This is a genomic window from Micromonospora echinospora (genome assembly GCF_014203425.1).
Classification (GTDB): Bacteria; Actinomycetota; Actinomycetes; order Mycobacteriales; family Micromonosporaceae; genus Micromonospora; species Micromonospora echinospora_A.
Genome location: NZ_JACHJC010000001.1, coordinates 1,596,703 through 1,614,874 on the forward strand (window position 1 = coordinate 1,596,703; position 18,172 = coordinate 1,614,874).

General features: G+C 71.7%; 19 protein-coding genes. 11 read left to right on the forward strand and 8 right to left on the reverse strand.

Going from position 1 to position 18,172, the window contains the following annotated elements; translation table 11 throughout:
- The first annotated feature begins 457 nt into the window (after positions 1-457).
- Complete coding sequence (locus FHU28_RS07705) at positions 458-718, forward strand: WhiB family transcriptional regulator (protein ID WP_013284161.1); 261 nt, start codon at positions 458-460, stop codon at positions 716-718.
- Positions 719-832: 114 nt separating this feature from the next.
- Here the strand turns inward: FHU28_RS07705 and FHU28_RS07710 are convergent, their stop codons facing one another.
- On the reverse strand, positions 833-1,282 hold the full coding sequence (locus tag FHU28_RS07710; RefSeq protein ID WP_018787548.1) for a metallopeptidase family protein: 450 nt from the start codon (positions 1,280-1,282) through the stop codon (positions 833-835).
- Between the two features lie 153 nt (positions 1,283-1,435).
- Between FHU28_RS07710 and FHU28_RS07715 the strand changes: the two genes are divergently transcribed.
- Positions 1,436-1,807 (forward strand): DUF3499 domain-containing protein, encoded by a 372-nt coding sequence (locus tag FHU28_RS07715; RefSeq protein ID WP_073824812.1) that lies wholly within the window; start codon positions 1,436-1,438, stop codon positions 1,805-1,807.
- Between the two features lie 272 nt (positions 1,808-2,079).
- Here the strand turns inward: FHU28_RS07715 and FHU28_RS07720 are convergent, their stop codons facing one another.
- From FHU28_RS07720 to FHU28_RS07730, 3 genes are all read right to left on the reverse strand, one after another.
- Positions 2,080-3,459 (reverse strand): NAD(P)/FAD-dependent oxidoreductase, encoded by a 1,380-nt coding sequence (locus FHU28_RS07720; RefSeq protein WP_184682254.1) that lies wholly within the window; start codon positions 3,457-3,459, stop codon positions 2,080-2,082.
- Positions 3,460-3,463: 4 nt separating this feature from the next.
- On the reverse strand, positions 3,464-4,810 hold the full coding sequence (locus tag FHU28_RS07725) for an aspartate aminotransferase family protein (protein WP_073824804.1): 1,347 nt from the start codon (positions 4,808-4,810) through the stop codon (positions 3,464-3,466).
- Between the two features lie 148 nt (positions 4,811-4,958).
- Positions 4,959-5,471, reverse strand: coding sequence for an Lrp/AsnC family transcriptional regulator (locus FHU28_RS07730; protein ID WP_116504136.1), 513 nt, complete (start codon positions 5,469-5,471; stop codon positions 4,959-4,961).
- Between the two features lie 205 nt (positions 5,472-5,676).
- On the opposite strand from FHU28_RS07730, the gene FHU28_RS07735 reads away from it, so the two are divergent.
- From FHU28_RS07735 to FHU28_RS07775, 9 genes are all read left to right on the forward strand, one after another.
- Complete coding sequence (locus tag FHU28_RS07735; RefSeq protein WP_184682256.1) at positions 5,677-6,861, forward strand: polyamine ABC transporter substrate-binding protein; 1,185 nt, start codon at positions 5,677-5,679, stop codon at positions 6,859-6,861.
- Complete coding sequence (locus FHU28_RS07740) at positions 6,858-8,015, forward strand: ABC transporter ATP-binding protein (RefSeq protein ID WP_184682259.1); 1,158 nt, start codon at positions 6,858-6,860, stop codon at positions 8,013-8,015. The genes FHU28_RS07735 and FHU28_RS07740 overlap by 4 nt, the downstream gene beginning before the upstream one ends.
- 76 nt (positions 8,016-8,091) lie before the next feature.
- Positions 8,092-9,000, forward strand: coding sequence for an ABC transporter permease (locus FHU28_RS07745; RefSeq protein ID WP_184682262.1), 909 nt, complete (start codon positions 8,092-8,094; stop codon positions 8,998-9,000).
- A complete protein-coding gene (locus tag FHU28_RS07750) occupies positions 8,997-9,827 on the forward strand; it encodes an ABC transporter permease (protein ID WP_311773537.1) in 831 nt (276 codons plus the stop codon). Before FHU28_RS07745 ends, FHU28_RS07750 begins: the two co-directional genes overlap by 4 nt.
- Positions 9,824-11,245, forward strand: a complete 1,422-nt coding sequence (locus tag FHU28_RS07755) for an NAD(P)/FAD-dependent oxidoreductase (protein WP_184682265.1) — start codon at positions 9,824-9,826, stop codon at positions 11,243-11,245. Before FHU28_RS07750 ends, FHU28_RS07755 begins: the two co-directional genes overlap by 4 nt.
- Positions 11,245-12,447 (forward strand): saccharopine dehydrogenase family protein, encoded by a 1,203-nt coding sequence (locus tag FHU28_RS07760; RefSeq protein WP_184682275.1) that lies wholly within the window; start codon positions 11,245-11,247, stop codon positions 12,445-12,447. The genes FHU28_RS07755 and FHU28_RS07760 overlap by 1 nt, the downstream gene beginning before the upstream one ends.
- Entirely contained in the window at positions 12,444-13,457 is a 1,014-nt protein-coding gene (gene speB, locus FHU28_RS07765) for an agmatinase (RefSeq protein WP_184682277.1), read from the forward strand. The genes FHU28_RS07760 and speB overlap by 4 nt, the downstream gene beginning before the upstream one ends.
- 40 nt (positions 13,458-13,497) lie before the next feature.
- Entirely contained in the window at positions 13,498-13,890 is a 393-nt protein-coding gene (locus tag FHU28_RS07770; protein WP_184682280.1) for a type II toxin-antitoxin system RelE/ParE family toxin, read from the forward strand.
- Positions 13,887-14,198 carry a helix-turn-helix domain-containing protein gene (locus FHU28_RS07775; protein WP_013284175.1) on the forward strand — a complete coding sequence of 104 codons (312 nt, stop codon included), beginning with the start codon at positions 13,887-13,889 and terminating at the stop codon, positions 14,196-14,198. The genes FHU28_RS07770 and FHU28_RS07775 overlap by 4 nt, the downstream gene beginning before the upstream one ends.
- A 19-nt stretch (positions 14,199-14,217) precedes the next feature.
- On the opposite strand, the gene FHU28_RS07780 is transcribed toward FHU28_RS07775, so the two are convergent.
- The 4 genes from FHU28_RS07780 to FHU28_RS07795 all read right to left on the reverse strand — a co-directional run bounded on the left by FHU28_RS07780 (position 14,218) and on the right by FHU28_RS07795 (position 17,935).
- Positions 14,218-14,661, reverse strand: coding sequence for a hypothetical protein (locus tag FHU28_RS07780; protein WP_184682283.1), 444 nt, complete (start codon positions 14,659-14,661; stop codon positions 14,218-14,220).
- A gap of 100 nt (positions 14,662-14,761) precedes the next feature.
- Positions 14,762-15,109: a DUF779 domain-containing protein gene (locus tag FHU28_RS07785; protein ID WP_184682286.1), complete on the reverse strand. Its 348-nt coding sequence runs from the start codon at positions 15,107-15,109 to the stop codon at positions 14,762-14,764.
- Complete coding sequence (adh, locus tag FHU28_RS07790) at positions 15,109-16,614, reverse strand: aldehyde dehydrogenase (RefSeq protein WP_184682288.1); 1,506 nt, start codon at positions 16,612-16,614, stop codon at positions 15,109-15,111. Before adh ends, FHU28_RS07785 begins: the two co-directional genes overlap by 1 nt.
- Before the next feature lie 40 nt (positions 16,615-16,654).
- The gene (locus FHU28_RS07795) at positions 16,655-17,935 is read right to left on the reverse strand and encodes a sigma-54-dependent transcriptional regulator family protein (protein WP_184682292.1); all 1,281 of its coding nucleotides are present in this window, start codon (positions 17,933-17,935) and stop codon (positions 16,655-16,657) included.
- Between the last annotated feature and the right edge of the window lie 237 nt (positions 17,936-18,172).

Consider the following 18,172-nt stretch of genomic DNA (forward strand, 5'->3'; position numbering starts at 1 on the left):
GGCGACCGCGCCGAAGCCTGCGCCCCGTCCACCATGTGGACGGGGCGCAGTCGGCGTTTGACGGCTCGACGGGCGGTGGGACGGCGGGCGCGTTACCCTTTGCCCCACCAATTCTGATCTTGGTACGAGCGGCCGGCGGGGGCGTCCGGCCGGCCCGCCGACTGGTGCGCCACGGCAGAAACTTCCGGCAACTCGCCGCGGAGGGCGTTACTCGTCCGGGGTCTGAATCGATAGGGCAGGTTGCGAGGCTACGGGCGACCGCGGCGGTCGTCTCGGACGTGTCGGGAGGGCGACTCCATTATCAAGTTTGGCTTGACGGCGCACGCATTACACGCGTGTAATTTGAATGGGGTTGTTCGCACGGAGCGCAACAAATGGTGACCGTACGGACAGGCACGCCTTTCGCGTGGGGGGTTGCAGCGGCGAATGACGCCGGTGCGCGACAAGGAGGCAATCGATGGACGGCCAGCTCGAGGTGGCCGACCTGCTCGGGAACGCGCCGGAGTGGCAGGAGCGGGCGCTCTGCTCGCAGACCGACCCGGAGGCGTTCTTTCCCGAGAAGGGCGGCTCGACCCGCGAGGCGAAGCGCATCTGCTCGCGGTGCGAAGTGAAGACGGAATGCCTGGAGTACGCGCTCGGCCACGACGAGCGGTTCGGAATCTGGGGTGGCCTCTCCGAGCGGGAGCGGCGCAAGCTCAAGCGGCGGGTCGCCGCCTGACACACGTACGGGCCGACGGGCGGTGGGGGCCGCCCGGGCCAGGGTCGCTGTCCGGCCGGCGGGGGTCGGCCGGGTGGCGGCGCAACCAGCAGCGGGACGACCGCCCGACGGGGGTCAGGCCAGCTCGTCCGGGTCCACCCCGAGCAGGTTCGCCACCTGCTCGATGATCACGTCGTGGACCAGGTCGGCGAGGTCCTCGCGGTCCATCGCGCGGAACTCCAGCGGCCGCCGGTAGAGCACGATCCGCGGCGGCACCTCTTGGCGGCCGGGCCGCCCGGGCAGCAGCCGGGCGAGCGGCACCTCGCCGTCCTCCAGCACGTCCGAGTCGTAGACGTTCAGGTCCGGCGGAACGTCCTCGACCGCGAACTCCACCCCGGCCAGCTCCTTGGCGAACCGGCGTTCGAGCGTCTCCACCGTGTCGAGCACCAGGTCGTCGAAGACCTCGGCCTTCGTCCGGGCCAGCGGGACGGTGGCCGGCACCAGCCGCCCGCGCAACCCGCGACCGTGCCGGTCGCGGTGGGTGCGCCGGCCGGAGCCGGGGCGGCGGTTCTGCGGGCTCGTCATGACGGACAGGGTAGCCCGGGGCGGCGGCCCGCCCGCCGTCGCGCGGCCGTCCGGCGCGCCGGTGCGCCGGACGGAGGAATTGTGATCACCATGACGGGCGTGTCGTAACGCGAAGCAGTGCGCCGGACCCGGTAATGGGGATACCCTGCCGCCGTGAGGTCACCACGGCGCTGCTCCCGTAACGGCTGCCCCCGGCAAGCGGTCGCCACATTGACCTATGTCTACAACGAGTCGACAGCGGTGGTGGGCCCGCTCGCCGCGTTCGCCGAACCGCACACGTACGACCTGTGTGAGCCGCACGCCCGCAGCCTGACCGCCCCGCGCGGCTGGGACGTGGTGCGGCACGAGGGCGAGTTCGAGCCGCCGCCGCCCACCACGGACGACCTGGTGGCGCTGGCCGAGGCGGTCCGCGAGGCCGCCCGCCCGGCCCCGCCCCGCCCTCCCGAGGACGAGCCCGGCACCAAGCCCCAGACCCCCCAGCAGGGCCGCCGCGGTCACCTCCGGGTGATCCCGCCCCACCACTGACCGACCCCGCCCAGACCACGGCCCTCCATCGGTCGATCATGAAGGTCGCGCTGGTCGGCCACATGCGTCCGGCTAGGCCAAGGTCAACACCAGTACGGGGATGTGGCGCCATCCAATCCACCCGGACCCCACCACCACCCCGAACTGGTGTCGATCACGAACCCCAGGGCGCACCCAGCGCCCGGACCCACCACTTCCCCGAGTTGACGGCGTTTTCGATCTCCCTGAGTGCCGCCAACTTCATGATCAACGGGGCGTGGAGCCGGGTGCGGTCAGTGGCCCAGGAAGCGGTTGAAGAGATCGGCTCGGCGGGACGGGCGGGCCGTCCGGTGCTCTCTCCGGTCGGCTGAGGACATCACCCGGAGGCCGGCGTTCACCGCGAGCCAGCGCAGCGGTTCCGGTTCCCAGCGCGGGGAGCGGTGGCCCACCCAGGGCAGCGCCGTGAGGTCGCTGTCCACGCCACGGATCAGGTCGGCGAGCGTACGGCCGGCGAGGTTGCTGGTGCCGACGCCGTCACCGACGTACCCGCCGGCCCAGGCGAGCCCGGTGCGGCGGTCCAGCCCCACCGACGCGGCCCAGTCGCGGGCCACGCCGAGCGGCCCGCCCCAGGCGTGCGTCACCGGCACGTCCGGCCCGAGCGCCGGGAACAGCTCGCCGAGCGTGCGGCGCAACGCCGCGAACACCAGGGGCTCCCGGTCGAAGCCGGGCCGGACCCGGGAGGCGTAGTGGTAGGGCGCGCCCCGCCCGCCGAACGCGAGCCGGCCGTCGGCGGTGCGCTGGCCGTACACGATGACGTGCCGGTAGTCGGAGAACGTCTCCCGCTCCGCCAACCCGATCCGCGCCCAGGTCGCCTCGGGCAGCGGCGGCGTGGCCACCATCAGCGAGTAGACAGGCGCCACCGTCCGCCGCTGGCCTGGTAGCCCCGGCGTGTAGCCCTCCGTCGCGCGGACCACCACCGGCGCCCGGACCACGCCCGCCGCTGTCACCGCCGCGCCCGGCCGCAGCGCGGTCACCGGGGTGCGCTCGTGGATGCGTACGCCCCGGCGTTCCACCGCCCGGGCCAGGCCCCGGACCAGCTTCGCCGGGTGCACGGCCGCGCAGTGCGGGGTGTACGTGCCGCCGCGTACCCCCTCGGCGTCGCACCGCGCGGCGGCCTCGGCGGCGTCGAGCAGCGTCAGGTCGTCGTCGGTGAGCCCGTGCGCGTGGGCCTGGGCCACCTCGGCGCGGGCCCGGCCGAGCTGGGCCTCGCTGCGGGCCAGTGTCACAGTGCCGCCGGCCCGCCAGTCGCAGTCGATGCCCTCGGCGGCGGCGACCCGGCCCACCTCGCCGACCGTGTCGTGCATGGCCCGTTGCAGCGCGAGCGCCCGGTCCCGGCCGTGGCGCCGGGCCAGCGCCGGCAGCGAGGTGGGGAACAGCGCGGAGCACCAGCCGCCGTTGCGCCCGGATGCGCCGTACCCGGCGATCTCCCGCTCCAGCACGACGACGCGCAGCGTGGGGTCGGCCTCGGCCAGGTACCAGGCCGTCCACAGCCCGGTGTACCCGGCGCCCACGATCGCCACGTCGGCGTCCGTGTCGCCGGGCAACCCGGGTCGCGGTGTCAGCGGCTCGTCCAGGCTGGACAGCCAGTACGACAGGTGCTGGTAGCCCGTCATCGGCTCAGAGCCGGGACCACGCCTCGGTCAGCACCGCGCGCAGGATCTGCTCGATCTCGTCGAAGTGCTGCTGGTCGGCGATCAGCGGCGGGGCGAGCTGCACCACCGGGTCGCCCCGGTCGTCGGCCCGGCAGTAGAGCCCGGCGTCGAACAGCGCGGTGGAGAGGAAGCCGCGCAGCAGCCGCTCCGACTCGGCCTCGTCGAACGTCTCCCGCGTCGTCTTGTCCTTGACCAGCTCGATGCCGTAGAAGTAGCCGTCGCCGCGTACGTCGCCGACGATCGGCAGGTCGTACAGTTTCTCCAGGGTGGACCGGAACGCGCCCTCGTTGGCCCGGACGTGCCCGATCAGGTCCTCCCGGGCGAACACCTCCAGGTTGGCCAGCGCGACCGCGCAGGAGACCGGGTGGCCGCCGAACGTCACGCCGTGCGCGAACATGCCGGTCTCGGTGAGGAACGGCTCCATCAGCCGCTCGCTGGCGATCATCGCGCCGAGCGGGGCGTAGCCGGACGTGATGCCCTTGGCGGTGGTGATGATGTCCGGCTGGTAGCCGTACCGGACTGCGCCGAAGTACTCGCCGAGCCGGCCCCAGGAGCAGATCACCTCGTCGCTGACCAGCAGCACGTCGTACGCGTCGCAGATCTCGCGTACCCGCTCGAAGTAGCCGGGCGGCGGCGGGAAGCAGCCGCCGGAGTTCTGCACCGGCTCCAGGAACACGGCGGCGACCGTCTCCGGCCCCTCCCGCTCGATCGCCCGGCCGATCTCCTCGGCGGCCCACCGGCCGAACGCCTCGGCGTCGTCGCCGTGCTCGGGGGCCCGGTAGAAGTTGGTGTTCGGCACCTTGATGCCGCCCGGGACCAGCGGTTCGAAGTCGGTCTTGATGCCGGGCAGGCCGGTGATCGACAGCGCGCCCATCGAGGTGCCGTGGTAGGCGATGTAGCGGCTGACCACCTTGTGCTTGGTGGGCTTGCCGGTGCGCTTGAAGTAGGCCCGGGCCAGCTTCCACGCCGCCTCGACGGCCTCCGAGCCGCCGGTGGTGAAGAAGACCCGGTTCAGGTCGCCGGGCGTGAGCGTGGCGATCTTCTCGGCCAGCTCGACGGCCTTCGGGTGGGCGTACGACCAGAGCGGGAAGTAGGCCAGCTCGCCGGCCTGCTTGGCGGCGGCCTCGGCCAGCTCGGCGCGGCCGTGGCCGGCGTTGACGACGAACAGCCCGGCCAGCCCGTCCAGGTAGCGGCGGCCCTGTGCGTCCCAGACGTACGCGCCCTCGCCCCGGACGATTGTCGGAACCTCGCCGGCGGGGTAGCTCGCCATGCGGGTGAAGTGCATCCACAGGTGGTCGGTGGCGTTGGCCATGTCAGCCCCATCGGGTCTCGGGCCGGTCAGGGGTGACACCGGCCGCTCTGCCCACGGTTATCCCACAGGCGATGCCGATAAGGCAAGTGAACAAGCCTCAACGCGACGGATTCAGCGCCACGTCAGTGCTGCGTCAACGGAATCCGCATCAGGCGGTGCCCCAGCTGTAGGTCTGCTTGCGCAGCTTCAGGTAGACGAACGCCTCGGTGGACAGCACCCCGGGCACGCCGCGCAGCTTCTGCAGGATCTCCAGCAGGTGCGCGTCGTTGCGGCAGACAACCTCGGCCAGCAGGTCGAACGAGCCGGCGGTGATCACCACGTAGTCGATCTCCTCGAACTCGGCCAGCCGGTCGGCCACCGCCTCCAGGTCGCCGTCGGTGCGCAGACCGATCATGGCCTGGCGGGGGAAGCCGAGCTGGAGCGGATCGGTGACCGCCACGATCTGCATGACGCCCGCGTCGAGCAGCCGCTGCACCCGCTGGCGTACCGCCGCCTCGGAGAGCCCGACCGCCTTGCCGATGCTCGCGTACGGGCGGCGTCCGTCCTCTTGGAGCTGCTCGATGATCTGCTTGGCCACGTCGTCGAGCAGAGCGTGATTGGAGCCTTCACGCACGGTGACCCGACGGCCGCCGTTGGAGTTCTCCTGGTGTCGGTTGACCATCGACGCTCCTCGTGTCCGATTCTCCGGATCGATCGTAGTGCCCCGCGCAGTCTGGCGTATTTCGTGGCGACTGGCTATTCCTGCAACGGAATCCCTTGTGAGAGAGGTTTTCTCATGTCAGGATCAGTCGTCCATCGCCACTGACCCTCCCGCCGGCGCGCCGCCCCCGTCCCGCCGCCGACGATGCCCCCCAAGGAGTCGTCACATGCGTAGTCCCCTCCGGACCCTCACCCGGCGCGGTCTGCTCACCGGGACCGTCGGCTCGGCCGCGCTGCTCGCCACTGCGGGCACCCTGGCCGGCTGCGGGACCAAGGGCGCCCAGCAGACCGAAGCCGGGTGCAAGAGCGAGGATCTGTCCGGCAGCGAGAAGAAGGTCGCCTTCTCGAACTGGCCGCAGTACATGGACACCGACGAGAAGGACGAGTCCAAGCGCCCCACGCTCGACGCCTTCGTCGCGGCCACAGGTATCCAGGTGACGTACACCGAGGACGTCAACGACAACAACGAGTTCTTCGGCAAGGTGCGCAACCAGCTCGCCGCCTGTCAGAGCACCGGCCGGGACATCATGGTGCTCACCGACTGGATGGCGGCCCGGGTGATCCGCCTCGGCTGGGTGCAGAAGCTGGACAAGTCGAAGATGCCCAACGTCGAGGCGAACCTGCTGCAGTCGCTGCGCGGGCGCTCCTTCGACGCCGAGACCCAGCTCGCCGTCCCGTGGCAGTCCGGGCTGGCCGGGCTCGCGTACAACGCGAACGTCACAAAGGAGATCCGCACCGTCGACGAGCTGCTCACCCGCCCCGATCTCAAGGGCAAGGTGACGGTGCTGTCGGAGATGCGCGACACCATCGGCCTGCTGCTCCAGTCGCTCGGCCACGACCCGGCCAAGTTCACCTCGGCCCAGTTCGACGACGCGCTGAACAAGCTCAAGAAGGCCGTGGACAGCAAGCAGATCCGGCGCTTCACCGGCAACGACTACGCGCCCGACCTGGCCAAGGGCGACATCGCCGCGTGCATCGGCTGGTCCGGCGACGTGGTCCAGCTCGGCTTCGACGACGAGAAGATCAAGTTCGTGGTGCCCGAGTCCGGCGTGATGCTCTGGTCGGACAACATGCTGGTGCCGAACAAGGCCACCCACAAGGCCAACGCCGAGGCGTTGATGAACCACTACTACGACCCGGCGGTGGCGGCGAAGCTGGCCGCGTACGTCAACTACATCTGCCCGGTGCAGGGCGCGCAGGCCGAGATGGAGAAGATCGACCCGGATCTGGCCACCAACCCGCTGATCTTCCCGGACGACGCGATGCTGTCGAAGGCCAAGGTCTTCATGGCGCTCGACGAAGCGCAGGAGAAGGAGTACGAGACCAAGTTCCAGCAGGTGATCGGCGCGTGAAGGGGCAGCAGACCCCGGCCGGCGACCTGCGACTGGTCGACCTCACCAAGCGGTTCGGCGTCTTCACCGCCGTCGACGACCTCACCCTCACCATCCCGCAGGGCTCGTTCTTCGCCCTGCTCGGCGCGTCCGGCTGTGGCAAGACCACCACACTGCGGATGATCGCCGGGCTGGAGCAGCCCACGAGCGGAAAGGTGCTGCTCGGCGAGCAGGACATCGCCGGGCTGCGGCCGTACAAGCGGCCGGTCAACACCGTGTTCCAGAGCTACGCGCTCTTCCCGCACCTGGACATCCACGAGAACGTGGCGTTCGGGCTGCGCCGCCGCGGCATCCGCAAGGTGAGCGACCAGGTGGAGCGGATGCTCGCGCTGGTCCAGCTCGAAGGGTACGGCCGCCGCCGGCCGGCCCAGCTCTCCGGCGGCCAGCAGCAGCGCGTCGCGCTGGCCCGGGCGCTCATCAACCACCCGCAGGTGCTGTTGCTCGACGAGCCGCTCGGCGCGCTCGACCTGAAGCTGCGGCGGCAGATGCAGATCGAGCTGAAGCGGATCCAGACCGAGGTCGGCATCACGTTCGTGCACGTCACCCACGACCAGGAGGAGGCCATGACGATGGCCGACACGGTCGCTGTGATGAACGCCGGCCGGATCGAGCAGCTCGGCGCGCCCGCCGACATCTACGAATACCCGGCCACCGCGTTCGTCGCGAACTTCCTCGGCCAGTCCAACCTGCTCGCCGCCGAGGCGGGCGGCCGCGCCGCCGACGACGTGCTGGTCACGGCGCACGGCGCGCGCTTCTCGGTGCCCGCCGGCCGGGCCCGGCTCACCGACGGACCGGGCTTCCTCGGCGTACGTCCGGAGAAGCTGCACCTGGCCGAGGGCCCGGACGGGGTGCCGGCCGGGCACCAGCACATCGGTGGCGTGGTCACCGACGCCTCCTACGTCGGGGTGAGCACCCAGTACCTGGTGCGCACCGCCTGGGGCAGCGAGCTGTCCGCGTTCGCCGCGAACAGCGGGCTGGGTGGTCAGTTGGCGGTCGGCACGCCGGTGACCGCGCACTGGGATCCCCGGCACGCGTTCCTGCTGCCCCGGACGGCCGGTGAGGACGACCAGACCGCGCCGCTGCTCGACGAGCCGCCGGTGGGTGCGCTGCCATGAGCGCGCGCAGCGAGCGAATCGGCAGGCTCAGCGCGAAGGTGCCTCATGACGGCACGGAGCGAAGCGGAGTGGCGGCATGAGCGCGCTGGCCCACGTACCGACCTCCGCCGGGAAACCGGCGCCGCCGCCGGTGCGGCGCGGGCGCAACCGGCTCCTGCCGTACCTGTTGCTGCTGCCCGGCGCGGCCTGGCTGCTCGTGTTCTTCGCGCTGCCGCTGGTGCAGCTCGCCTCGGCCAGCCTCTACGACCCGGCCGGCTCGCTCTCCACCGGGTACGCGATGACCTGGGCGTTCAGCAACTACCCGGACGCGTTGCAGGCGTACTGGCCGCAGTTCTCCCGGTCCTTCCTCTACTCGGCCATCGCGCTGGTGCTCGGGCTGCTGATGGGCTACCCGCTGGCGTACGCGATCGCGCAGAAGGCCGGCCGGTGGAAGAACCTGCTGCTGGTGGCCGTGGTCGCGCCGATGTTCACCAGCTTCCTGGTGCGCACGCTGGCCTGGAAGACCATCCTGTCGGACAACGGCGCGCTGGTCGGGCTGCTGCGCGACGTGCACCTGCTCGGACCGGACGGGCGGCTGCTTGCCACCCCGGTCGCCGTGGTGCTCGGTCTGACGTACAACTTCCTGCCGTTCCTGGTGCTGCCGCTGTACGCGAGCCTGGAGCGGCTCGATCCCCGGCTGCTGGAGGCGGCGAGCGACCTGTACGCGAGCCCGGTGCGCGCGTTCGCCAAGGTCACGCTGCCACTGTCGATGCCCGGTCTGATCGCCGGCACGCTGCTGTTCTTCATCCCGGCCACCGGTGACTACATCAACGCCGAACTGCTCGGCACCCCGAGCGAGTACATGATCGGCAACGTCATCGACTCGGCGTTCCTGGTCCGGCTGGACTACCCGCAGGGCGCGGCGCTGTCGTTCCTGCTGATGGCCGCGATCCTGGCGATCGTCTTCGTCTACCTGCGCCGGGCCGGCACGGAGGAGGTCCTGTGAAAGCGAGGCGCTGGCTCGCCGACCGGTGGGTGATGGGTGTGGCGCTGCTCGTCCTCGGCTACCTGACGCTGCCGATCATGGTGGTCGCCGGGCTCTCCTTCAACCGGCCCTCCAGCCGGCTCTCCTACGACTTCAACGAGTTCACGCTCGACAACTGGAAGCAGCCCTGCGCCACCTCGGACATGTGCGACGCGGTGGTACGCAGCATGCAGATCGGCCTGATCGCCACAGTCGCCTCCACGATCCTCGGCACGCTGATGGCGTTCGCGCTGGTCCGGCACAGCTTCCGCGGCCGGTCCGGGCTCAACGGGCTGATCTTCCTGCCGATGGCCACCCCGGAACTGGTGATGGGCACCTCGCTGCTCGCCCTCTTCGTCGCCGCCGGGGTGCCGCAGGGCTTCTGGACGATCGTCATCGCGCACGTCATGTTCTGCATGTCGTTCGTCGTGGTCACCGTGAAGGCCCGGCTCTCCGGCATGGACCGGCGGCTGGAGGAGGCCGCGATGGACCTGTACGCCAGCGAGTGGCAGACGTTCCGAAGAATCACGCTGCCGCTCGTGCTGCCCGGCATCGTGGCCGCCGCGCTGCTGGCGTTCTCGCTCAGCTTCGACGACTTCATCATCACGAACTTCAACGCCGGCACCACAGTCACGTTCCCGATGTACGTCTGGGGCGCCTCCCAGCGGGGCATCCCGCCGCAGGTCAACGTGATCGGCACGGCGATGTTCGTGATCGCGTTGCTGCTGGTCGGCGCCACCTCGCTGCGCGGGCGGCGGGCACGACGGGCCGCCCTCGCGGTGGTCGCCACACCTGCGGGCAAGCCATGACACTCCCGCATACCGGCCGGGCGCTGGCCGACGCCGCGCCCGTGTCGTACTGGCTGGACCGCCCGGTTCGGCCCGACCCGCTGCCGCCGCTGTCCAGGTCGCACGCCACCGACCTGCTCGTGGTCGGCGGCGGGTACGCCGGGCTGTGGACCGCGCTGCTGGCCAAGGAGGCCGACCCGGACCGCGACGTGCTGCTCGTCGACGCGGGCACGTGCGGCTGGGCGGCGTCCGGGCGCAACGGCGGGTTCTGCGCCGCGTCGCTCACCCACGGGCTCGCCAACGGCGTCGAGCGGTTCCCCGGCGAGATCGACGAGCTGGAACGGCTGGGCCGGGAGAACCTGGACGCCATCGCCGCCACGGTGGCGAAGTACGACATCGACTGCGACTTCGAACGCACCGGTGAACTGGCGGTGGCGGTCGAGCCGTACCAGCTCGACGGGCTCGCCGCCGACGCGGACCTGGCCCGCCGGTACGGCCACGACGTACGACTACTCGACCGCGACGAGGTACGCGCCGAAGTGGCGTCGCCGACGTACCTGGGCGGCATGTGGGACGCCGACCGGGTGGCCCTGCTCGACCCCGCGAAGCTCGCCTGGGGACTGCGCCGGGCCGCGCTCGACCTGGGCGTACGCGTGCACGAGCACACCCGCGTCACCGGCCTGGCCCGCGACGGCGCCGGGCTGCTCGCCACCACCGCGGGCGGCGTGGAAGCGGCGCCCGGCGCGGTCCGGGCGCGGCAGGTCGTGCTGGCCACGAACGCGTTTCCGCCGCTGCTGCGCCGACTGCGCTCCTGGGTCGTGCCGGTCTACGACTACGCGCTGATGACCGAGCCGCTGACCGCCGCGCAGCGCGACGCGATCGGCTGGCGGCACCGGCAAGGGCTCGCCGACACCGGCAACCAGTTCCACTACTACCGGCTCACCGCCGACAACCGGATCCTGTTCGGCGGCTACGACGCGATCTACCACTACGGCAACCGGGTGACGCCCGCGCTGGAGCAGCGCGAGGCCACCTTCGCCGCGCTGGCCTCGCACTTCTTCGCAACCTTCCCCCAACTGGACGGGCTGCGGTTCAGCCACCGCTGGGGTGGCGTCATCGACACCTGCACCCGGTTCTGCGCGTTCTTCGGCACCGCTTACTCCGGACGCCTGGCGTACGCGGCCGGGTTCACCGGGCTCGGCGTCGGCGCGACCCGGTTCGGCGCCCGCGTGACGCTCGACCTGCTCTCCGGCGCGGACACCCCGCTGACCCGGCTCGACCTGGTACGCAGCAAGCCGCTGCCGTTCCCGCCGGAACCGGCCCGGTCCGTGGGCATCAACCTCACCCGCTGGTCGCTCGCCCGCGCCGACGCGCGCGACGGTCAGCGCAACCTCTGGCTCCGTACTCTCGACCGTCTTGGACTGGGGTTCGACTCCTGATGCGTATCCTCCTCGTCGGCGCCGGTGGCGTCGGCTCCGCCGCCGTATCCATCGCCGCCCGCCGTTCCTTCTTCGAACTCATGGTGGTCGCCGACCACGACCCGGCGCGTGCGGCGCGGGCGGTCGCCGGGCACGGCGACCGCTTCGTCGCCGCCACAGTGGACGCCGCCTCCGCCGACGCGGTGGCCGCGCTGTGCCGGGAACACCGCATCACGCACGTGCTCAACGCCGTCGACCCGCGCTTCGTCATGCCGATCTTCGACGGCGCGTTCGCCGCCGGGGCCGACTACCTCGACATGGCCATGTCGCTTTCCCGGCCGCACCCCGAGCGTCCCTACGCCGAGACCGGGGTCAAGCTCGGCGACGAGCAGTTCGCCGTCGCGCAGCGGTGGGCCGCCGCCGGGCGGCTCGCGCTGTGCGGCATCGGCGTCGAACCGGGCCTGTCCGACGTCTTCGCCCGCTACGCCGCCGACGAGCTGTTCGCCGAGATCGACGAGATCGGGGTACGCGACGGCGCGAACCTCACAGTCGCCGGGTACGACTTCGCGCCCTCGTTCTCCATCTGGACCACCATCGAGGAGTGCCTCAACCCGCCGGTGATCTGGGAGGCCGGGCGCGGCTGGTTCACCACCGAGCCGTTCAGCGAGCCGGAGGTGTTCGACTTCCCGGCCGGGATCGGCCCGGTCGAGTGCGTCAACGTCGAGCACGAGGAGGTGCTGCTCATCCCGCGCTGGGTCGAGGCGAAGCGGGTCACCTTCAAGTACGGCCTCGGCGCCGAGTTCATCGAGGTGCTGCGCACGCTGCACAAGCTCGGGCTCGACTCGACCGAGCCGGTGCGGGTACGCGGCGTCGAGGTGTCGCCGCGCGACCTGGTGGCCGCCGCGCTGCCGGACCCGGCCACGCTCGGCGACCGGATGAGCGGCAAGACCTGCGCCGGCACGTACGTCACCGGCACCGGCCCGGACGGGCAGCCGCGCCGCGTCTACCTCTACCACGTGGTCGACAACGAGTGGTCGATGAGCGAGTACGGCCACCAGGCGGTGGTCTGGCAGACCGCCGTGAACCCGGTCGTCGCGCTGGAACTGCTCGCCACCGGCGCGTGGTCCGGCACGGGCGTGCTCGGCCCGGAGGCGTTCCCGCCGACCCCCTTCCTGGACCTGCTCACCGGCTACGGTTCGCCGTGGGGGATGGAGGAACGATGACCCGGTACGGCCCGATGTACGGTCCCGACATCACGTTCCTCGGCGTGCCGCCGTGCACCGTCGAGGAGCCGGTCACGTACGCCGACGCGGACGTGGTGATCATCGGTGCGCCGTTCGGCGGCGGCACCTCGCACCGGCCCGGCACCCGGTTCGGGCCGTCCGCCATCCGGCAGGCCTGCTACCTGCCGCACGACGGATCCCGCCCGTCGCTGGCGCTGCGCGTGGACGGGCTGAAGGACCTGTGCGTCTACGACGCCGGGGACGTCGAAATGTTCAGCGGCGACATCGAGCGCTCACTGGCTGCGCTGGAGACCGCCGTGCACGCGGTCGCCGCCGCCGGGGCGATCCCGGTGGTGCTCGGCGGCGACCACTCCATCGCGCTGCCGGACGCGACAGGGGTGGCCCGGCACCACGGGCTCGGCCGGGTGTCGCTCGTGCACTTCGACGCGCACGCCGACACCGGCGACGTCGAGTTCGGCTCGCTGCACGGGCACGGCCAGCCGATGCGGCGGCTCATCGAGTCCGGCGCGGTACGCGGCGACCGCTTCCTGCAGATCGGGCTGCGCGGCTACTGGCCCGGTCCCGACACGCTGGCGTGGATGGCCGAGCAGCGGATGCGCTCGTACGAGATGACCGAGATCGTGGCGCGCGGACTGGACACCTGCCTGACCGAGGCGTTCGGCATCGCGACCGACGAGTGCGAGGGCGTCTTCCTCTCCGTCGACGTGGACGTGGTCGACCCGGGCATGGCGCCGGGCACCGGCACGCCCGAGCCGGGCGGGTTCACGTCCCGGCAGCTGCTCGACGCGGTGCGCCGGGTCTGTTACGAGCTGCCGGTGGTCGGGTTGGACGTGGTCGAGGTCGCCCCGCCGTACGACCACGCCGACATCACCGCCTACCTGGGCAACCGGGTGGTGCTGGAGGCGCTGTCCGCGATCGCCCGCCGACGCCGCGACGCCGAAACCGGAACCCCGTGGAACCCCACCCAGCCGCTCCTGGACGGCCGCTGATCGGTAGCCCGGCGTGTTTAGCCCGGGCTATAGTCGGGGCATGGGTGCGGACGGGAAGCGCTGGCCGGTCCGGGTCACCGGAGAGGTCCGGCACTGGCTGCGCGACCTGCGGGACCACGACCCGGCGTCGTACGAGAGCGTCCGGGTGGCGGTGGACAAGCTGGCCGAGGTCGGGCCAGGGCTGGGTCGCCCGCTCGTTGACACGCTGCGCGGGAGCAGCCTCCGTAATCTGAAGGAGCTGCGGCCCCGCTCCGGTCGGGACGTGGCGATCCGGGTGCTGTTCGTCTTCGATCCGTGGTCGCAGGCGGTCCTCCTGGTCGCCGGCAACAAGGCAGGCGACTGGAGTCGCTGGTACCGGCAGCACATCCCGGCGGCGGAGGTTGCCTACAAGGCTTGGCTCGACAGCGAGCGCGAGCGAAGGGGGGAGTCGTGACGGAGTTCTATCACTGGGACGAGGTCCGCGCCGAACTCGGCGGCGACGACGAGGCGTACGAGGCGGAGCGCGCCCGGACCGACGCGTGGGTGAGCGCGTTCCACCTGGCCGAGGAGCGCAAGCGGCTGGGCCTGACCCAGCGCCAGGTGGCCGAGATCATGGGGGTCACGCCCGGCCGGGTCAGTCAGATCGAGAACGGCGACCTCGACGTCAACGAGGTGGCAACGCTGAGCCGGTACGCCAACGCCCTCGGAGCCCGGCTGCGGATCATCTTCGACTACGGCGACGACCTCCGGCAGATCGCCTGACCGGAGGCCGCCGACGCGGTCAGGGGCGGGCGCAGTGGGGGCGCAGGCGCACGGGCTCGGTGGTTTCGGTGAGGGAGTTGGGCTCGATCACCAGACGGGCGATCACCGTGGCCGGGCCGGGACGGAATCTGCCCTGGTCGGCGGGGATGGTCGCGGTCCAGGTGCCGGCGGTGCGCTCGTCGGTGCACGCGCCGATCACGCCGAACCCGAAACCGGTGACCGCGCCGCGCCGCTGGTCGAGGTGCACCTCGATGTACGCGAGGCCACGCTCGGCGCCGCAGTCGAACCGGCCGCGGACGGTGGCGGTGTGCGCTTGCCTGTCGGCCGTGCCGAACCAGTTGACGGAGATGCTGGGGGAGGCCGCCGGGGCGGCGACGGCGGCGCCCGGCGCGAGCCCGAGCGTGGCGGCGGTGGCCAGGGCGGTGAGGCCGGCGGCGAGCACTGGCTGTCGGACCGGGTGCATGGGCGGGCTCCTGTCGGGCGGTGGTGGGACGCGACTCCGAAGTGGACGGCGTCAGCATCCCACCGCCGCGATGCCCGCGAGCTGCAAGATCTCGGACAGATCAGCGGTTCAGGTGGGACCGGATGAGGAACCGGACGCCCTCCGGGGCCTCCAGGGAGAAGCCGCTGCCCCGGCCGGGCACCACGTCGACGGTGAGCCGGGTGTGCTGCCACAACTCCCACTGGGCCTTGGACATCCAGAACTCCACCGGCTCGGGTACGCCGTCGACCGCCAGCGAGGCGAGCAGCACGTCCGAGCCGCCGGTACGGAACTCACCGGCCGGGTAGCACATCGGGGCGCTGCCGTCACAGCAGCCGCCGGACTGGTGGAACATCAGCGGGCCGTGCTGCCCCCGCAGCGACCGGATCAGGTCGGCCGCCGCGGGGGTCAGGGTCACCGGGTCGCCCATCAGAAGAAGCCGAGCTTCTTCGGCGAGTAGCTGACCAGCAGGTTCTTGGTCTGCTGGTAGTGCTCCAGCATCATCTTGTGGTTCTCCCGGCCGATGCCGGACTGCTTGTAGCCGCCGAACGCCGCGTGCGCCGGATAGGCGTGGTAGCAGTTCGTCCAGACCCGGCCGGCCTGAATCGCACGCCCGGCCCGGTACGCGGTGTTGAGGTCCCGGGTCCACACGCCCGCGCCGAGCCCGTACAGCGTGTCGTTGGCGATCTTCACGGCGTCGTCCAGGTCGGCGAAGGACGTCACCGACACCACCGGCCCGAAGATCTCCTCCTGGAAGATCCGCATCGAGTTGTCGCCCTCGAAGATCGTCGGCTGGACGTAGTAGCCGCCGGACAGCTCGCCGCCGAGGTCGGCCCGCTCGCCGCCGGTCAGCACCTTCGCGCCCTCCTGCCGCCCGATGTCCAGGTAGGACAGGATCTTTTCCAGCTGGTCGTTGGACGCCTGCGCGCCGACCATCGTGTCGGTGTCCAGCGGGTGCCCCTGCTTGATCTGCCGGGTCCGGTCCACAGCGGCGGCCAGGAAGTCGGAGTAGTGGCCCTGCTGGATGAGCGCCCGGGACGGGCAGGTGCACACCTCGCCCTGGTTGAGCGCGAACATGGTGAAGCCTTCGAGCGCCTTGTCCAGGAAGTCGTCGGAGGCGGCGCTGACGTCGTCGAAGAAGAGGTTCGGGCTCTTGCCGCCCAGCTCCAGCGTGACCGGCCTGATGTTCTCGCTGGCGTACTGCATGATCAGCCGCCCGGTGGTGGTCTCGCCGGTGAACGCCACCTTCGCCACCCGCGGCGAGGACGCGAGCGGCTTGCCCGCCTCGACGCCGAAGCCGTTCACCACGTTGAGCACGCCCGGCGGCAGCAGGTCGCCGATCAGCGAGAGCAGGTAGTGGATCGAGGCGGGCGTCTGCTCGGCCGGCTTGAGCACCACCGCGTTGCCGGCGGCGAGCGCCGGGGCGAGCTTCCACACCGCCATGAGGATCGGGAAGTTCCACGGGATGATCTGCCCGACCACGCCGAGCGGCTCGTGGAAGTGGTAGGCCACTGTGTCGTCGTCGAGTTCGCCGAGCGAGCCCTCCTGCGCCCGGATCGCCCCGGCGAAGTAGCGGAAGTGGTCGATGGCGAGCGGGATGTCCGCGGCGAGCGTCTCGCGTACCGGCTTGCCGTTCTCCCACGTCTCGGCGATCGCCAGGGACTCCAGGTTGTCCTGCATGCGGTCGGCGATCCGGTTGAGGATCAGCGAACGCTCGGCGACCGACGTGCGGCCCCACGCGTCGGCCGCGCCGTGCGCCGCGTCCAGCGCCTTCTCCACGTCCTCGGCGGTGCCCCGGGCCACCTCGCAGAAGGTCTGCCCGGTCACCGGGGTCGGGTTCTCGAAGTATTTGCCACCGTGCGGCTTCACGTACTCGCCGCCGATGTAGTGGTCGTAGCGGGACTGCCAGTGGGTGGGGGCGTCGTAGCGCGTCATGGGTACCTCCGCCGTCCGTCTGGGGTGGATGGCGGGCAGGCTAGTTTCCGGGACGTTGCAGGAACGTTGCGCGCGGCAGCGCGTACTCCTCGGCGAGCTGGCGGGCCCGCGCGACAGCGAGCGGCCGGCGCGGCGTGCCCGGCGGCAGCGCCCGGGCCAGGGCCTGCCAGGCGGCGAGGTCGTCGGCCCCGGCCGCCGTCGCGGTCCAGGCGGCGATCAGACCGGGGTCGGCGCCGGCCAGCACCGCGGCGCGCAACTGGCCGTCGACCAGGCGGCGCAGCCGCGCCACTCCCGGCGCGTCCGACCCGGGCAGGAGCGGCCCACGGTACGCGCGCAGCGCCGCCGCCTGATCGCCACGTTCGAGCAGTTCGGTGACGGTACGGAAGTCGGCACGGACGGCCGGCCGCAGCCGGTACGGGCGGGAGTCGAGCAGTTCCTCGCCGAGCACGCGGCGCAGCCGGGACAGCTCGGCGCGCAGCGTGACCGGGTGCCGCCTGTCGTCGCCGTAGAGGTCGAGGCCGAGTTGTTCCCCGGTGCGCCCCTCGGGGTGGTCGACGAGCAGCACCAGCAGTTCGCTGTGCCGCCGGCCGAGCCGGATGCGCCGGCCGCCGACGCGCAGCTCCGCCTCGTCGCGGCCGAGCGCCGACACGTACGCCACGTCCGGCGCGGCGGGCGCGGCGCCGGCCAGGAACGCCTCGGCGGCCCGGGCGGTGGCCCGGACCAGTGCCAGGCTCTGCGGGCTGGCCAGATGGTCCCCGCCGGTGATGTCGACGGCGCCGAGCAGCGCGCCGCTGACCGGGTCGTGGATCGGCGCGGCGGCGCAGGTCCAGCGCTGCACCGGCCGGACGAAGTGCTCGGTGGCGAAGATCTGCACGCCGTGGTCGACGGCGAGGGCGGTGCCGGGGGCGTTGGTGCCGGCGTGCGCCTCGTCCCAGCGTGCGCCGGGTACGAAGTTCATCCGCTCGGCGTGCCGCAGCACCCCGGTGTTGCCCTCCACCCAGAGCAGCCGGCCGGCGGCGTCGCAGACCGCCATCAGGTGCGCGCCGTCCTGCGCGATGCCGCCGAGCAGGTCGCGGAAGAGCGGCATCACCCGGGCGAGCGGGTGCGCGGCGCGGTAGGTCTCCAGCGCGTCGTCGGTGAGGTCGACCGGTGCGGTGGCCTCCGGGTCGAGCAGCGCGGACCGCTCCCAGGAGCGGGCGACCACCTCACGGACGCCGCCTGTGGTGCCCGCGGTGAGGAACGCCTCGTGGGCGGCACCGACCTGCGCGATCCGCTCCGCCGGATCCGCGCCGAACTCCAGGGCGAGCCACGGGTCAGCCACCAGCGCCTCCTTCCACCCATCGTGACCTACCTCACGCCTGAGCGCCAATGCGTGATCCGGGTCACTTCAGCAGTGCTCGCGCCGCCTTCGGACCGGACGAACGGCCCATCCGGTCCTACGCCGGTTGTCGCAGCGTGGCCCGCGTGGAGGATGGCTGCTGCGGACGCTTACAGAACCCTTAACTGCGGCCTGCGAAGGTGTGCCGGACGACGAGGGAAGACACGGGGGAGCGCAAGG

Excerpts from the sequence above, each read along its gene's own strand:
- FHU28_RS07705 (WP_013284161.1), top strand. The coding sequence starts at position 458 with ATGGACGGCCAGCTCGAGGTGGCCGACCTGCTCGGGAACGCGCCGGAG.
- FHU28_RS07710 (WP_018787548.1), bottom strand. The coding sequence starts at position 1,282 with ATGACGAGCCCGCAGAACCGCCGCCCCGGCTCCGGCCGGCGCACCCAC.
- FHU28_RS07720 (WP_184682254.1), bottom strand. The coding sequence starts at position 3,459 with ATGACGGGCTACCAGCACCTGTCGTACTGGCTGTCCAGCCTGGACGAG.
- FHU28_RS07725 (WP_073824804.1), bottom strand. The coding sequence starts at position 4,810 with ATGGCCAACGCCACCGACCACCTGTGGATGCACTTCACCCGCATGGCG.
- FHU28_RS07730 (WP_116504136.1), bottom strand. The coding sequence starts at position 5,471 with ATGGTCAACCGACACCAGGAGAACTCCAACGGCGGCCGTCGGGTCACC.
- FHU28_RS07735 (WP_184682256.1), top strand. The coding sequence starts at position 5,677 with ATGCGTAGTCCCCTCCGGACCCTCACCCGGCGCGGTCTGCTCACCGGG.
- FHU28_RS07745 (WP_184682262.1), top strand. The coding sequence starts at position 8,092 with ATGAGCGCGCTGGCCCACGTACCGACCTCCGCCGGGAAACCGGCGCCG.
- FHU28_RS07755 (WP_184682265.1), top strand. The coding sequence starts at position 9,824 with ATGACACTCCCGCATACCGGCCGGGCGCTGGCCGACGCCGCGCCCGTG.
- FHU28_RS07760 (WP_184682275.1), top strand. The coding sequence starts at position 11,245 with ATGCGTATCCTCCTCGTCGGCGCCGGTGGCGTCGGCTCCGCCGCCGTA.
- speB (WP_184682277.1), top strand. The coding sequence starts at position 12,444 with ATGACCCGGTACGGCCCGATGTACGGTCCCGACATCACGTTCCTCGGC.
- FHU28_RS07770 (WP_184682280.1), top strand. The coding sequence starts at position 13,498 with ATGGGTGCGGACGGGAAGCGCTGGCCGGTCCGGGTCACCGGAGAGGTC.
- FHU28_RS07780 (WP_184682283.1), bottom strand. The coding sequence starts at position 14,661 with ATGCACCCGGTCCGACAGCCAGTGCTCGCCGCCGGCCTCACCGCCCTG.
- FHU28_RS07785 (WP_184682286.1), bottom strand. The coding sequence starts at position 15,109 with ATGGGCGACCCGGTGACCCTGACCCCCGCGGCGGCCGACCTGATCCGG.
- adh (WP_184682288.1), bottom strand. The coding sequence starts at position 16,614 with ATGACGCGCTACGACGCCCCCACCCACTGGCAGTCCCGCTACGACCAC.